At 31.0% G+C, this 15,773-nt stretch carries 12 protein-coding genes, 1 tRNA gene and 1 pseudogene; 8 read left to right on the forward strand and 6 right to left on the reverse strand.

From position 1 onward, the window contains the following. Positions 1–28 precede the first annotated feature (28 nt). The 3 genes and pseudogenes from ACFSSB_RS01930 to ACFSSB_RS01940 all read right to left on the reverse strand — a co-directional run. A pseudogene (locus ACFSSB_RS01930) lies at positions 29–163 on the reverse strand (ATPase); the annotation flags it as partial. Positions 164–353: 190 nt separating this feature from the next. After that, positions 354–427 (reverse strand) — tRNA-Arg (locus ACFSSB_RS01935). A 241-nt stretch (positions 428–668) separates the two neighbouring features. After that, positions 669–821, reverse strand: coding sequence for an SsrA-binding protein (locus ACFSSB_RS01940; protein WP_379900389.1), 153 nt, complete (start codon positions 819–821; stop codon positions 669–671). 578 nt (positions 822–1,399) lie between these two features. Here ACFSSB_RS01940 and ACFSSB_RS01945 point away from each other — a divergent pair. After that, positions 1,400–3,364 carry an endonuclease gene (locus ACFSSB_RS01945; RefSeq protein WP_379900391.1) on the forward strand — a complete coding sequence of 655 codons (1,965 nt, stop codon included), beginning with the start codon at positions 1,400–1,402 and terminating at the stop codon, positions 3,362–3,364. 72 nt (positions 3,365–3,436) lie between these two features. Here the strand turns inward: ACFSSB_RS01945 and ACFSSB_RS01950 are convergent, their stop codons facing one another. Then, positions 3,437–5,086: a M56 family metallopeptidase gene (locus tag ACFSSB_RS01950; protein ID WP_379900393.1), complete on the reverse strand. Its 1,650-nt coding sequence runs from the start codon at positions 5,084–5,086 to the stop codon at positions 3,437–3,439. Positions 5,087–5,088: 2 nt separating this feature from the next. Continuing rightward, entirely contained in the window at positions 5,089–5,448 is a 360-nt protein-coding gene (locus tag ACFSSB_RS01955) for a BlaI/MecI/CopY family transcriptional regulator (RefSeq protein ID WP_379900395.1), read from the reverse strand. 158 nt (positions 5,449–5,606) lie between these two features. On the opposite strand from ACFSSB_RS01955, the gene ACFSSB_RS01960 reads away from it, so the two are divergent. Then, positions 5,607–6,548 carry a calcium/sodium antiporter gene (locus tag ACFSSB_RS01960; RefSeq protein WP_379900397.1) on the forward strand — a complete coding sequence of 314 codons (942 nt, stop codon included), beginning with the start codon at positions 5,607–5,609 and terminating at the stop codon, positions 6,546–6,548. Between the two features lie 93 nt (positions 6,549–6,641). Here ACFSSB_RS01960 and ACFSSB_RS01965 read toward each other — a convergent pair whose 3' ends face one another. Next, entirely contained in the window at positions 6,642–7,661 is a 1,020-nt protein-coding gene (locus ACFSSB_RS01965) for a glutamine synthetase beta-grasp domain-containing protein (RefSeq protein ID WP_379900399.1), read from the reverse strand. A gap of 187 nt (positions 7,662–7,848) precedes the next feature. Between ACFSSB_RS01965 and ACFSSB_RS01970 the strand changes: the two genes are divergently transcribed. The 6 genes from ACFSSB_RS01970 (at position 7,849) to pyrF (ending at position 15,763) form a co-directional block, all read left to right on the forward strand. Next, positions 7,849–10,035 carry a glutamine synthetase III family protein gene (locus ACFSSB_RS01970; RefSeq protein WP_379900401.1) on the forward strand — a complete coding sequence of 729 codons (2,187 nt, stop codon included), beginning with the start codon at positions 7,849–7,851 and terminating at the stop codon, positions 10,033–10,035. Positions 10,036–10,482: 447 nt separating this feature from the next. After that, positions 10,483–11,154 (forward strand): Curli production assembly/transport component CsgG, encoded by a 672-nt coding sequence (locus tag ACFSSB_RS01975; protein WP_379900403.1) that lies wholly within the window; start codon positions 10,483–10,485, stop codon positions 11,152–11,154. 40 nt (positions 11,155–11,194) lie between these two features. Continuing rightward, entirely contained in the window at positions 11,195–12,373 is a 1,179-nt protein-coding gene (locus tag ACFSSB_RS01980; RefSeq protein WP_379900405.1) for an AIR synthase related protein, read from the forward strand. Between the two features lie 77 nt (positions 12,374–12,450). Beyond that, positions 12,451–13,416: a DUF3078 domain-containing protein gene (locus ACFSSB_RS01985; protein WP_379900407.1), complete on the forward strand. Its 966-nt coding sequence runs from the start codon at positions 12,451–12,453 to the stop codon at positions 13,414–13,416. Between the two features lie 412 nt (positions 13,417–13,828). Beyond that, positions 13,829–14,905 (forward strand): peptide chain release factor 1, encoded by a 1,077-nt coding sequence (gene prfA / locus ACFSSB_RS01990; RefSeq protein WP_379900409.1) that lies wholly within the window; start codon positions 13,829–13,831, stop codon positions 14,903–14,905. A gap of 39 nt (positions 14,906–14,944) precedes the next feature. Further along, a complete protein-coding gene (gene pyrF / locus ACFSSB_RS01995; protein WP_379900411.1) occupies positions 14,945–15,763 on the forward strand; it encodes an orotidine-5'-phosphate decarboxylase in 819 nt (272 codons plus the stop codon). Positions 15,764–15,773: the final 10 nt, after the last annotated feature.

The raw sequence follows: 15,773 nt of genomic DNA on the forward strand, positions 1-15,773 counted from the left end.
GGCAATGAACACTAATACATATTGAACATCATTTCCTTTTATCCACACTATTGGAGGTAAAGCTTGCTAAGTTAAAAGATTCTCGCATCCTAGATCTAACACGTTCGCCATATTTTTCTTGGAGTTCTTCTGCGTTGAGGTTGGTTGTGATATGTGTTAGGATGTTTTTTTGTTGAGGTTGTTTATGGTTCTAAAATAAATTCAATTTCAGAAATTAGTAGTTTTAAAACTGGAAAGTTACTAGATAAATATTCAGACCTAAATATGTCTTAATTCGTAAAAAGTGGGCAAATCGTGGGCAAATACCAAAAATAAAAAAGCTCCCAATCTCTTGGAAGCTTTATAAACACTAGTGACCTCGATAGGATTCAAACCTATAACCTCTTGAGCCGTAATCAAGTGCGCTATTCAGTTGCGCCACGAGGCCTTTTTTGTGGATGCAAATATATTCCTTTTTATAATAACCACAAAACAAATTAAAAATTTATTTAATTTTTTTTATTGCTGGTCAATTCTTACAAGAAGAATACGCTTCAAGTCTTATGTTTTAGGTATAATACAGTAAGTGATTTACTTTTAGTGATACTTTAAAAAGGTTTTTAAACAGTTGTGTTTTTTATAAGGCAAGAACTAAAAATGAAATAAAGCTACTATTTTTTTAAATAGTATTAATCTAATGCGTTTTTGGTTACATAAAGTTTCCATCCAAAAACAGCCATTTGTAACTTTGATGCTTTACTTAGGTCTAAGCCTTGTTTTGTAAAACTAGGTAATACCATTTTATTCATTTTTGCTAATAATTTAAACGCTTTTTTTTTCATTATTGTACAGCAATTTTATGTTCCACAGAGTAAAAATATTGATTTAAAAGTACTAAGCCAAATGTCTTGTTTTTATAAAATAGAAAAAACTTATTCTAGACTAAGTTTTTCTTTTTATACATTCTACATAGTAGAAAGAACAAACTCCATTAAAGCTTTAGCAAGTGTCATCATAATTTTTGGGATTTAGTGGTTAATAAAGCGTTACTTTTTTAATTGTTTTTTCAATATATATTTTTTGAAAAGCATCCTCCAAATGTTTTATATAAAAACTATGTATTTGCATACTGTATTATAATTAAAAAGATAATTATAGTTGTTAATTGAAACTGTATTCTCTTAATTTGTGTTTTAATTTGTTGTTATTTTTCATTTTTAAATATAAATATGTAATAATTGTAGGGCTTTTTTTTAATGCTTTTATGTTTTCTAGAGGTAAATTGTTTAAATAGAAATAATAAACCATAGTGTTCATCTTTTTCTTACTAAAAAAGAGGTTAGTGTTAAATTTTAAGATTTAATCATTCTTTAAACTTAAAAGTATGGTGGGATACGTACATTTGTAAAAAATATATTCAATGAAAAAGCAATTTTCCCTACTTGTCCTTTTATTTGTTTGTCAGTTTACTTTTAGTCAAATTGTTATTAACGAACTAGATTGCGATACGCCAAGTACAGACGATAAAGAGTTTGTAGAACTAAAATCTGATACACCATACTTTTCTTTAGATGGTTACGTGCTGGTTTTCTTTAATGGTTCCAGTTCTGGAGGAGATTCTAGTTATTTTACTGTAGCATTAGATGGTTACCAAACAGATATTAATGGATTGCTAGTAATTGGTAGCGATACTCTAGCTCCATTTCCGCAGTTGTTAATATCAGCTAATACTATTCAAAACGGAGCAGATGCAGTAGCAATTTATTCTGGAAGCGAATCTGATTTTCCTGAAGGAACATTAGCAACCCAAACCAATTTAATTGATGCTTTGGTGTATGATACTAGTGATTCTGATGATAGCGTTTTAATGTCGCTTTTAGGAGTTACAGAGCAAATTAATGAAGGATCTAGTAATAATACCAACTCTATTCAACGTTTACAAGATGGCTCTTATGTTTCTACTACACCAACACCTCGAGAAGTTAACGATGGAGTAGGAGAAAGTTTTATAGCAATTAGTATGGCTACAGATCAAGACCAGTATAATGAAGGAGAATCTTTTGATATTGTTTTTTCTACTGAAGAAAATGTTACCGAAGACATTACTTTTAGTTTTACTTTAGATAATTATGGTTTTAATGCTTCTGACTTTTCTGGAGATACAACAGTTACCATTCCTAATGGATTCAATTCTGTGTCTACTACAATTACTCTAATTAATGATACTGTAGATGAAGGTGATGAAGAGCTAATAATAAAATACGAAAACTTAAATTGGCCTTATATAGCTAATAATAACTTTTTAAAATTAAGAGTTAATGATGATGATTTTACAGTTGCTCCTTTTGGTACACCATTAAACCCAACCTATGGAATAGTACAAAGTACACAACCTGCAGGATATTATGATAGTCTAGATGGATTGGCAGATGCAGAGTTGCACCAAGCATTGCAAGATATTATTGCAGATCCTAGCATAGTAAGAGCGCAAACATATGCAGATGTTATAGATATATTAAAAGAAGCAGATCAAAATCCAGCCAATAGTAATCAAGTGTGGTTGCTGTATACAGAACAAGGTAGAGCAAAATTAGATTACCAACTTACTTCTGATAGTAATGGAAAATGGAATAGAGAACATACTTACCCTAGATCTCGTGGTGGTTTTTATAGTATAGAAGAAGATGAAATAGCAGATGGAGTAGATGTTTTTTGGACAACCAAAGCAGATTCTTTACGTCATGGTAATTCAGATGCACACGCTTTAAGAGCAGTAGATGGTCCAGAAAATAGTTCCCGTAATAATAAAAATTATGGAGATCCAATTTTAGGAGGTTATAATGGTCCAGAAAATACACTTGGAAGTTTTTATGGAGATGTAGCTAGAAGTGTTTTGTATATGGAAATTCGTTTTAATGGTTTACAAGTTGTAAATGGTTTTTCTGAAGATACAACAGGTGAGTTAGGTGATTTAGCCACATTATTAGAATGGCATAGAAATGATCCACCTGATGATTTTGAAATGAATAGAAATAATGTAGTGTACAATTGGCAGTTTAATAGAAACCCTTTTATAGACCAACCTGATTTAGTAGAGTATATTTGGGGAAATATGCAAGGTCAAGCTTGGGATCAAGAATTAAGTGCTGCTGAAAATACAACGTTGCAAGTGGAAGTTTATCCTAATCCTGCAACAAATATGGTTTATGTTAACGGACTTTTAAGTCCAGCAAAAGTTGAAGTTTTTTCTGTTGAAGGAAGAAAAGTAAAAACGTATCCTATAAACGGAAATACGGTTTTAAATGTTAATCTTTCTACTGGAATGTATCTCTTTAAAATTACTTCAGAAGATAAAGCAACAGTAAAAAAGATATTTATAAATTAAAAAAACTTAAATAATATATAAAAAAAAGCGCAAACTGTAGGTTTGCGCTTTTTTTTGTAAGGTCAATTAAACCTATTTAGTAGTAATAAATATAACGCCATCTTTGGCTTTTGGTCCATATTTTTTGGTCATTTTATCTCCTTTAAATACTTGCATGCTAGAAATATGATTTGGGTCTAATTCTTCCATAGCTTTTCTTGTAGATTCTTTGTCGTCTATAAATATTAATACACTGTTTTCAATATCTGTGGCAATCATTGATGAATCGTCATCCGTTATGGTTTCGATAATATCAATGTCATCCTCATCTTCAACCGAAGTTTGTTTGTTTTGGAATTCCTTTTTGGTAATAAATATTGTTTCTTCTTCTTTTTCAGAGGCATCAGAATCTAAATCTTTAGTTTTTCTTATAATTACCACTTTGTCTTCTTCACTGTTTTTATTTTCATCTTCCACAATAACTTCTATATCATGGTTTGATTCTGTAGCATCTTCCTCAGAGATTATTAAATTACTACCAGAACCCGATTTTACAATTTTAGTAGTTATATCTTCTGTTATTTGTGTTCTGTCTTCTTCTATTGTTCCTATTATAAGGCTTTCGTTTTTACTGTTATAAGTTATTTTAATAGGTTTAATAGCGTCTTTAGAATCTGAACTATAGTTGGTTTTCGTGTTTTGTGAAACTCCTTTTATTTTAAGAGCTATTATTTCATTTAAGTCATTTCGTTTAATAGCTTTAAAACTTAGGTCAACGTTCTTTTTTTTAAATGTTGCTTTAACTTCTTCAAGAGCAGCATCTGTATAATTTTTGTCTATAATTGCTATTTCAATAGAACTAATAATAGTTTGGTTACTATTTACAGTGCTTTGATTTAAATACACTTCTTTGGTATTAAAACTCATTAAAAATAGAGCTAATACAGGTAGTATTAATGTGTACTTTAAAAGATTTAATTTGTTTGATTTTGATTTGTGTAACATAACGATTCGTTTTTTGATTAATGATGTGTAAAAATTATTTGTTAGTATTAATTGCGGATTAGAAACGGTTGTTTTAAGTAAAACATATTCGTAACTTTTTTTACAAGACGAAATACTTTGCGCGTTTTTATCTGCAATAAATTCTAAATTTTGTAATGCTTCCTTTTTGTACAACCAGATAAACGGATTAAACCAAAAAACAATACTTGCTAATTGCATAAGCAAGGCGTCTATAGAATGCCATTGATTAACATGTACTTTTTCATGGTTAATAATATGTTTTAATTCTTCTTGATTAAATTGTTTTGGGTTGTATACTATATATTTAAAAAAGGAAAATGGAGATATTGTATCTTCGGTTTCTATAATGTTGAAACCATTTTTTTTATAAGATTTATTTTTACAAAGCAATTGCACTAAAGAAGCTAACTCAATAACTAATTTTATTAAAAAGAAACTTACACCTATTAAATAGATGCTTGATATTATAATATAATTATAGTCTGTATTTGTCGTGTTTGCTGTACTTACATTTGTAGAATAGGCAGAAAGATCAATTGCTGTATTTGGGTTTTCTATATAAATAGGTATAATTAACAAAGGAGCTACAACTGTTGCTAAAATTCCTGTAATTAAAAACCATCTATTACTTTCAAAAAATGTTTCGCGTTGCAGTAAACACGTATAGCATATATAAAAAAGTGCAGTAATGGCAGATGCTTTTAAAAAATATTCCATGTTTACTTTTTTTGTTCTATTATTGAAATAATTTCTTTTAATTCAGCTACACTAATTTTTTCTTCTTTAGCAAAAAAGGAAACTACATTTTTGTAAGAACTATTAAAATAATTATCAATAGCAGTGCTCATAAACTTCTTTTTATAAGCTTCTTTAGTTATAATAGGAAAGTATTGATGTGTCTTTCCGTAAGCAGTATAACTAACATAGCCTTTTTCTTCTAAGTTTCTAATAATAGTAGAAAGGGTGTTGTAGTGAGGTTTGTCTGTAGTTATTTCTTTTAAAACATCTTTTACAAAAGCTTTTTCCAGCTTCCATAAAATGTGCATAATCTCTTCTTCTTTATTGGTTAACTTTTGCATAAACTTAAATGTTAGTTTTTAATACAATACATTATATAAGCGTATTCAAATATATAACTATATTTATAGTTATACAACTACTTGTGTAGTTATTTAACTAAATTTTAAGTTTTGCTTTTTCATTTAGAAGAAATAGTATCTTCGCACAAAAAGTAAATATGAGTGTAGTATTTTTAATTTTAGGCTTTGTTTTGTTGGTAATAGGAGGAGAGTTTCTTGTTCGAGCTTCTGTTGCTTTATCTTTTAAATTAAACATATCTAAAATAGTAATAGGTATGACAGTAGTTTCTTTTGCAACTTCTGCACCAGAATTACTAGTTAGTTTAAATGCAGCCTTGTCTGGCTCGCCAGCTATTGCTATAAATAATGTAGTAGGTTCTAATATTGCTAATATAGGTTTGGTGTTAGGTATAACTGCTATAGTTGGTGCTATTGCTGTAGATAAGTCGTTTTACAAAGTGAATTGGCCAGTTATGATGTTGTTTTCTATAGCTCTTTATTATTTTTTATGGAATGATAGCCAGTTAACAGCAATAGAAGGAGGAGTGCTTTTTGCAGCTTTAATTGCTTTTATAATCTTTTTAATTAAGAATCAAAAAAACGATGAAGTTTCAGAAGAAGTAGATGCTGCACTAGCAACTGTTTCTAATTTTAAAATATTTATTTGGTTATTAATAGGTGCTTCGGCCTTATACTTTGGTAGTGAGTGGTTAGTAAAAGGTGCTACAGAAATAGCTACACTTCTTGGTGTTAGTGAAGCTGTAATTGGTGTTACCATGATTGCCATAGGTACTAGTGTACCAGAATTAGCAGCTTCGGTTATTGCTGCAGCGAAACAAGAAAAAGCAATCTCATTAGGAAACCTATTAGGTTCTAATATTTTTAATATAGGTTCTGTGCTTGGTTTAACTTCTATAATTAAAACCATTCCTGTTACAGAGCCTTTAATTCTGTCTCGTGATATTTTTTGGATGTTAATTTTTGCTGCAAGTGTTCTTGTATTGGCTCTTTTACCAAAAAAGCATGAGATAAATAAAATTAAAGGATTTGGCCTAGTGGTGCTTTATGGTATTTTTATATTCTTAGTATTTAAAGGGTAAATAAAGAAAGAGTAAAGAATAAATAAAGAATAAAAAAAAGGTTGTCTAAACAGACAACCTTTTTTAATGGATATTAAAATAATGTAAACAAAATTAACCGACATTTGCAGATTTAACGGTTGTAATAATTCTTCCAGCAATTTTATATGGATCTCCATTAGAAGCAGGTCTTCTGTCTTCTAACCATCCTTTCCATCCTTTTTCTACTGTAATAATAGGGATTCTTATTGAAGCTCCTCTATCAGAAATACCATAACTAAAGTCGTGTATAGAAGCAGTTTCGTGTTCTCCTGTTAAACGTTGGTCGTTAAACTCTCCGTAAACAGCAATGTGTTCTGCTACAACTGGTCTAAATGCTTCACATATTTTTTCGTAAGTTTCTTTACTTCCACAAGTTCTTAATACTGAATTAGAGAAGTTTGCATGCATTCCAGAACCATTCCAATCCATATCTTTACCTAATGGTTTTGGGTGGTATTCTATATAGTAACCATATTGTTCTGTTAAACGATCTAGTAAGTAACGAGCAACCCAAATTTCGTCTCCAGCTTTTTTAGCGCCTTTTGCAAATAATTGAAACTCCCATTGTCCTGAAGCAACTTCTTGGTTAATACCTTCAAAGTTTAAACCTGCAGCAATACATAAATCTGCATGTTCTTCAACTAAATCTCTACCATGTGTATGTTTTCCTCCAACAGAACAGTAATACATACCTTGTGGAGCAGGATAACCACCAATAGGGAAACCTAATGGTAATTGTGTCTGTGTATCCATAATAAAGTATTCTTGCTCAAATCCAAACCAGAAATCATTATCGTCATCATCAATTGTTGCTCTTCCGTTAGAAATGTGTGGTGTTCCATCTGCATTTAAAACTTCAGTCATTACTAAGTATCCATTCTTTCTTGCAGGATCTGGATAAATAGCAACAGGTTTTAATAAACAATCTGAAGATCCACCAGATGCTTGTCTTGTTGATGAGCCATCAAAAGACCAAATTGGACAGTCTTCTAATTTACCACTAAAGTCTTCTTCAACTTTAGTTTTACTTCTCATGTTTTGTGTTGGTTTATAGCCATCCAACCAAATATACTCTAGTTTCGATTTACTCATAATTAATATTCGTTGTGTTAATAAATGATGGAGCAAATATAACTATTTTTCGGTTTGGCCTATAAAAAAATAGGAGTCTTCGTTTAAATTTTATTAAATTACTGTTAATAACCCTATATTTTTTAGGGTATTGTTTTTTATCTTGCCTAAAAATAGTAATTTCATAAAATAATTTTAAAACATATATATGTCAACATTAAGATTTCATGCTGTAAAACAAACCTATCAAAGAGAACCTGTTCATATTGAGGAGAATGAGCGTCGTTCTAGCATTTTTGGGGCTAATGTTTTTAATGAAGATACCATGCGTCAATATTTAACTAAAGAGGCTTTTAATAGTGTGCAAGATGCTATTAAAAATGGATCTAAGATAGAAAGAGTAGTAGCAGATCATATCTCTACAGGAATGAAAGAATGGGCTATTTCTAAGGGTGTTACACATTATACACATTGGTTTCAGCCATTAACTGGAGCTACTGCAGAAAAACATGATGCCTTTTTTGAACCCATAGGAAACGGAAGAGCAATAGAGAAATTTGGAGGTGGACAATTAGTACAACAAGAACCTGATGCTTCTAGTTTTCCTAATGGAGGAATTAGAAATACCTTTGAAGCTCGTGGTTACACCGCTTGGGATCCTACTTCTCCAGCATTTATTTATGGTACAACACTTTGTGTGCCAACGGTTTTTGTTTCGTATACAGGAGAAGCTTTAGATTATAAAACACCTTTACTTCGTGCCTTGCAAGCAGTAGATCAAGCTGCAGTTGCTGTGTGTAAATATTTTGATAAAAATGTTAAAAAGGTAAATGCCTCTTTGGGTTGGGAACAAGAATACTTTTTAATTGATTTGGCTTTGGCTAATTCTCGTCCAGATATTGTTTTAACAGGTAGAACTTTATTAGGGCATTCACCTGCTAAAGGACAACAGTTAGACGACCATTACTTTGGTACTATACCAAATCGTGCTATGGCTTATATGCGTGATTTAGAAACAGAATGTATGCTTCTTGGTATTCCTGTAAAAACCAGACATAATGAAGTTGCTCCTAATCAATTTGAATTAGCTCCTGTTTTTGATGAAGCTAATCTTGCAGTAGATCATAACTCCTTACTTATGGATGTTATGGATAAAATTGCTGCTCGTCATAATTTTAAAGTGCTTTTTCATGAAAAGCCATTTGCAGGTGTTAATGGTTCTGGTAAACATAACAATTGGAGTTTAGCAACAGATACAGGTGTAAACTTGTTGAGTCCAGGAAAAACACCAATGAGCAACCTGCAATTTTTAACCTTCTTTATTAATACTATTAAAGCGGTTTGTGATAATGAAGAATTACTGCGTGCTGCAATAGCGTCTGCTAGTAATGACCATCGTTTAGGTGCAAATGAAGCGCCTCCAGCAATTATTTCGGTGTTTATTGGTGAGCAATTAACCAAAACCTTAAGCGAACTTGAAAATGTTACTGCAGGTAAATTATCACCAGAAGAAAAAACAGATTTAAAGTTAAATGTAGTAGGTAAAATTCCGGATGTGTTATTAGATAATACCGACAGAAATAGAACATCTCCTTTTGCTTTTACAGGAAATAAATTTGAATTTAGAGCAGTTGGTTCTACAGCTAATTGTGCTAACCCAATGACTGTTTTAAATGCTATTGTAGCAAAGCAGTTGGTAGAGTTTAAAGGAGAAGTAGATACTTTAATTGAAAAGAAGAAATTAAAAAAAGACGAAGCTATTTTTAACATCTTAAGAGAGTATATCAAGAAATCTAAAAATATACTTTTTGAAGGTAATGGTTATGGTGAAGCTTGGGAAAAAGAAGCTAAAAAACGTGGACTTAGTAATAATAAAACCACACCAGAAGCGCTTAAAGCTAAAATATCTAAAAAAGCCATAGACCTTTATAAGGACTTAGGTGTTATGAATAAGGTAGAGGTAGAAGCACGTTATGAAATTGAAGTAGAGCAATACACCATGCGCTTACAAATTGAAAGTCGTACCTTGGGAGATATTGCTAGAAATCATATTGTTCCTACAGCTGTTAAGTATCAAAATATTTTAATTGAAAATGTAAGAGGACTTAAAGAAATTTATGGTTCAGACTTTAAAAAATTTGCTAAAGAACAAATGGTCTTAATTGAAACAATTTCTGGACATTTAGAAGCTATAAATTCTAATGTTACTAAAATGATTAACGAACGCAAAAAAGCAAACAACTTAGAGGATATAGAGAAAAAAGCAGATGCGTATTGTTTTAAGGTAAAACCTCTTTTTAGTGATATAAGATATCATTGTGATAAATTAGAGTTATTAGTAGATGATACCCTTTGGCCATTAACCAAATACAGAGAGCTGTTGTTTACTAACTAATCGTTTAACAGCAATAAATAAGTAAGGTCACTTTAATAAAAGTGGCCTTTTTTATTGCAGAAAATTTAATTGATTGTCGTTTATCTAAAATAATTCGCAGATTATCGAAATATTTGATATATAGTCTTTTAGTGCTTCTTTTTTCTGTATTTTAGCCTTGCTATTAATCAATAATCAATTTAATATGAAGAGGCTTTTTCTAAGTGTCCTTATGCTTATGGTTGCGACCTTTATCTTCTCGCAAGCAAATAATGAAAATGAGGATCAGGATTTCAACAAAGATTTAGTACAGAATAATCAAAGTATTCAAAAAGATAATAACTAATTTTAGTTAGTAAATGACTTGATGAGTTATTTTGTGTTAATTTAAGTATTATCAATAAAGACAAATAGAGGTTTCTCATTTGTCTTTTTTTTATAAAACCAACCCCAAAATAGTAGGCTATTATGAAAGTACAATTAAAACCAGTTTTTGCAGTGTTATTTCTGTGTTTTTGTTTCACACAAGCTAATGCACAAACCCAAAATGAAGAGGATAAAGAATTAAAAGACAATACCGAAATTACATTACAAAAGTATAGAGCAGATAATGTTGTTACTGCTGCTTTAGGTATTGCTATTATTAATGGTGATTACTCAAACCCTTTATTTGAGTTTTATGGCCAAATAGGTTATAAAAGATATATTAATCCATATATAAATATAAATGCGACCTATAACAAATTTAATCTCGGTTATAAAGATGTAATTAATAAAGGCTATATGTCTTTTGATTTAAATGTAGAAAGCACACTTATGCCTTATAAATTATTTACGCCATTTGTTTTTGCAGGAGGAGGTATTAATGCTAGTAATCATTTTTTAGAAAAAACCCTTAAATTACAAGGAGGTTTAGGAGTAGAGTATTTGGTTTTAGAAGACTTTGGGGTAAAATTGTTTACAGAATATAACCATGCCTTTGAAGATAATTTAGATGAAAAAATTTATGGTAATGCAAATGATGCCTTTTGGCGAATAGGTTTTGGTGTTAATTATTACTTTGGTATTGCTAACAAAAAGAACAAAATACCAGCAGAAACTAAAACAATTATTAATTCCAATCCAATAATTTATAAATAACTAAAATACAATTCTTATTTTTGTGGCTCAAAACATACTCATGAGCCAAGATATAAGTAAAAGATATGCACAACGTGGCGTTTCTGCTTCTAAAGAAGATGTGCACAATGCAATTAAAAACATTGATAAAGGATTGTTTCCAAAAGCATTCTGTAAAATTGTTCCAGATTATTTAACTAATGATGATGCTTATTGCTTAATCATGCATGCAGATGGTGCAGGTACAAAATCTTCGCTTGCGTATATGTACTGGAAAGAAACAGGAGATGTTTCTGTCTGGAAAGGCATTGCTCAAGATGCTTTAATCATGAATATTGACGACTTACTTTGTGTTGGTGCAACAGACAATATCATGCTTTCTTCTACTATTGGTAGAAATAAAAATCTAATTCCTGGTGAAGTCATTTCTGCTATTATTAATGGTACAGAAGAACTTATTCAAGACTTAAAAACTTTTGGTGTAACAATTCATTCTACAGGAGGCGAAACAGCAGACGTAGGTGACTTGGTAAGAACGATTATTGTAGATTCTACAGTAACAGCAAGAATGAAACGCGAAGATGTTATAGATAATGCAAACATAAAACCAGGAGATGTTATTGTTGGTCTTGAAAGTTTTGGGCAAGCAACTTATGAAAAGGAGTACAATGGTGGAATGGGAAGTAACGGTTTAACTTCTGCAAGACATGATGTGTTTGCTAAATATTTAGCAGAAAAATATCCTGAAAGTTTTGATGCTTCTGTACCAGAAGATTTAGTGTATTCTGGTAATGTAAAATTAACAGATGCAGTAGCAGATGCTCCAATAGATGCTGGTAAACTAGTTTTATCTCCTACAAGAACGTATGCGCCAATTATTAGTGCTATTTTGTCTAAATACAATAGTGATAAGCTACACGGAATGGTACACTGTTCTGGAGGAGCACAAACTAAAATACTTCACTTTATTGAAAACCTACATATTATTAAAGATAATATGTTTGCAATACCACCTTTATTTAAACTTATTCAAGAGCAATCTAAAACAGATTGGAAAGAAATGTACCAAGTATTTAACTGTGGTCATAGAATGGAACTTTACGTAAGTCCGGAAATAGCAGAAGATATTATCGCTATTTCTAAATCCTTTAATGTTGATGCTAAAATAGTTGGACGTGTAGAGGCTTCAGAAAGTAAAAAATTAACAATAAAAAGTGAATTCGGGACGTTTGCATATTAGTAAATCGTTAAAATTAGTTAAAACCCTTAATCCTTATTATTGTACTATTTATTTTAGTATGCTATTAAATTTTACGTATGAAAAAGTTTCTTATACTATTTGTAGTATTCTTTATCCAATTTAGCCAAGCACAAACAGATTCTACAGCTGTAGCTAAAGATTTTGATATAGATTTTCCGAAATGGAAAAACAAAAATGTAGCAACCTTAGATGTTAGCGAAGTAGCCTTTGTAAACTGGAATTCTGGAGGTAGTAACTCTATTTCAGCATTACTAGGTATTGCTAGTGAAGCAAATTATAGATACAAGCATTTTTTTTGGAATAATAATATTAATATTCGCTATGGTGTTAATAAGCAACAGGATCAAGAGTTAAGAAAAACCGAAGATTTAATTGAAATTAACTCTGAAGTAGGATTTAGAAGAGACACTTTAAGCAACTGGTTTTATACCTCTAAATTTAATTTTAAAACACAGTTTACAAATGGGTATACTTACCCAGATACTTCTAACGCAATTTCTAAATTAATGGCACCTGGTTATTTGTTTTATGGAGCAGGAATTGAATATGGGAAAAGAATGGATAACTTGTCTGTTTACTTTTCTCCAGCTACTATAAAAACAACTTTTGTGTTAGATCAAGACTTAGCAGATGCTGGTTCCTTTGGTGTAGAACCTGCCGTTTTAGATGAAGAAGGTAATGTGGTAAAAGAAGGAGAGCAAGTAAGAAATGAGTTTGGTATTTTACTTACTAATGCCTACGAAACAGAAATAGCCGCAAATATTTATATGAAACATTCTGTGAATTTTTATACCGATTATCTTAATGATTTCGGAAACATAGATGTTGATTGGCAAGTGAACCTTGATTTTAAAGTAAATAACTACGTTAGAGCAAACCTAGGTTCGCATTTAAAGTATGATAACGATGTAAAAAATCTTATTGCTATAGATGAAGAAGCCGAAGAAGTAGAATATCTTGAGGAAGGAGCAAGAATACAATGGAAACAAATACTTGGTATTGGTGTAATTGTTGATTTTTAAATCCTATATTATGTAAATCCTTTTACTAAAAAAAGGAAAGGTATAGATACAAAACAGTCTATTATAAATAAAAAACACAGTAGTCTTAGGTTAGAGATTCCTGCTATTTTATAGAACCCTATTTTCTTTCTAACACTACAATCTTTTAGTAGTAACCATCCCAAAGTCATTAAAAAGACCTTGGTTAAAATAGTAAGTAAAAAGCTATTACTTGCCATTAATACCAGAAGGTTTATGGTAAAAGACCACAGAAATAGTGGCTTGTAATAGGCAAATATGCATTTTAGTAGTTTCATGAGTATTATAAAACGCAAAACACCGATAATTATTTTTATCGCAATATTGCTACCTAATCCATAATATAAAATCCATAAATTATCGTATTTTTGACACACAATTTTTTAGAAGATACATGTTAGAGAAATTACAAATAGTAAAACAACGTTTTGATGAGGTTAGTGATTTAATCATTCAACCAGATATTATATCTGATCAAAAACGTTATGTAGAATTAAATAAAGAATACAAAGACTTACGCTTGTTAATGGATAAGCGTGAAGAATACATAGAGTATACCAATAATTTAGCCGAAGCAGAAGAAATAATTGCAGATGGTAGTGATGCCGAAATGGTTGAAATGGCCAAAATGCAATATGAAGAAGCTAAAGAAGCTATTCCTAAGTTAGACGAAGAAATTCGTGTTCTATTAATACCTAAAGATCCGCAAGACTCTAAAAACGCTGTAGTAGAATTACGTGCAGGAACAGGAGGAGACGAAGCAAGTATCTTTGCAGGAGATTTATTTAGAATGTACTCTAAATACTGCGAAAGCAAAGGTTGGAAAGTAGATACTGTAGATTATAGCGAAGGTACTAATGGTGGATTTAAAGAAATTCAGTTTGAAGTATCAGGAGAAGATGTTTACGGAACTTTAAAATTTGAAGCAGGAGTACATCGTGTGCAACGTGTACCACAAACCGAAACACAAGGTCGTGTACATACTAGTGCAGCAACTGTAATGGTATTTCCTGAAGCCGAAGAGTTTGATGTAGATATCAACCCTAAAGATGTACGTATCGATTTTTTCTGTTCTTCTGGTCCAGGTGGTCAATCTGTAAATACAACCTATTCAGCGGTACGTTTAACACACATACCTACAGGATTAGTAGCGCAATGTCAAGACCAAAAATCTCAGCATAAAAATAAAGAGAAAGCTTTCAAAGTTTTACGTTCTAGATTATACGATTTAGAATTAGCTAAAAAAATGGAAGAAGATGCTGCCTTACGTGGTACTATGGTAACTTCTGGTGATAGAAGTGCTAAAATTAGAACGTATAACTATTCACAAGGTCGTGTAACCGATCACAGAATTGGATTAACCCTTTACGATTTGCAAAATATTGTAAACGGAGACATTCAAAAAATTATAGACGAATTACAACTAGCAGATAACACAGAGAAGTTAAAAGCTAGTGACGAACATATTTAATAATAACAAGCCTCTTTTTTTGAGGCTTTTTTTTATAGCATGACAACACAACAACTAACTGCACAAATTATAAAGAAAAAATCCTTTCTATGCATAGGATTAGATGTCGATTTAAATAAAATTCCAGAACATCTTTTAAAAGAAGAAGATCCTATATTTGCCTTTAATAAAGCAATTATAGATGCTACACATCACTTATGTGTAGCGTATAAACCAAACACAGCATTTTATGAAGCTTATGGTTTAAAAGGATGGAAGGCTCTAGAAAAAACCATAAACTACTTAAACCAAAACCATCCAGATATTTTTACTATTGCAGATGCAAAACGTGGTGATATTGGTAATACAAGTACTATGTATGCTAAAGCGTTTTTTGAAGATTTGGCGTTTGATAGTGTAACCGTTGCTCCATATATGGGAAAAGATTCGGTAGAACCTTTTTTAGCTTTTAAAGATAAACATACTATTATGTTGGCCTTAACTTCAAACCAAGGTGCTTTTGATTTTCAAACTAAAAAGGTAGAAGGTACTGAGTTGTATAAACAAGTTTTAGAAACTTCAAAAACTTGGGAAAATGCCGAAAACTTAATGTATGTAGTAGGTGCTACTAAAGCCGAATATTTTGCTGAAATAAGAAAAATTATACCGAATAGCTTTTTATTGGTACCAGGAGTTGGCGCTCAAGGCGGAAACTTACAAGAGGTTTGTAAATACGGAATGAGTGACAATGTAGGTTTATTAATCAACTCTTCTAGAGGAATTATTTACGCATCTAAAGAAGAAGATTTTGCACAAGCAGCTGCTACTAAAGCTAAAGAGCTACAAGAGCAAATGGAAGTTGTTTTAAACCAAAAATAAAGAGAACCTC

Origin of the sequence: Lacinutrix gracilariae, from assembly GCF_042684485.1 — a bacterium.
Lineage (GTDB): Bacteria > Bacteroidota > Bacteroidia > Flavobacteriales > Flavobacteriaceae > Oceanihabitans > Oceanihabitans gracilariae.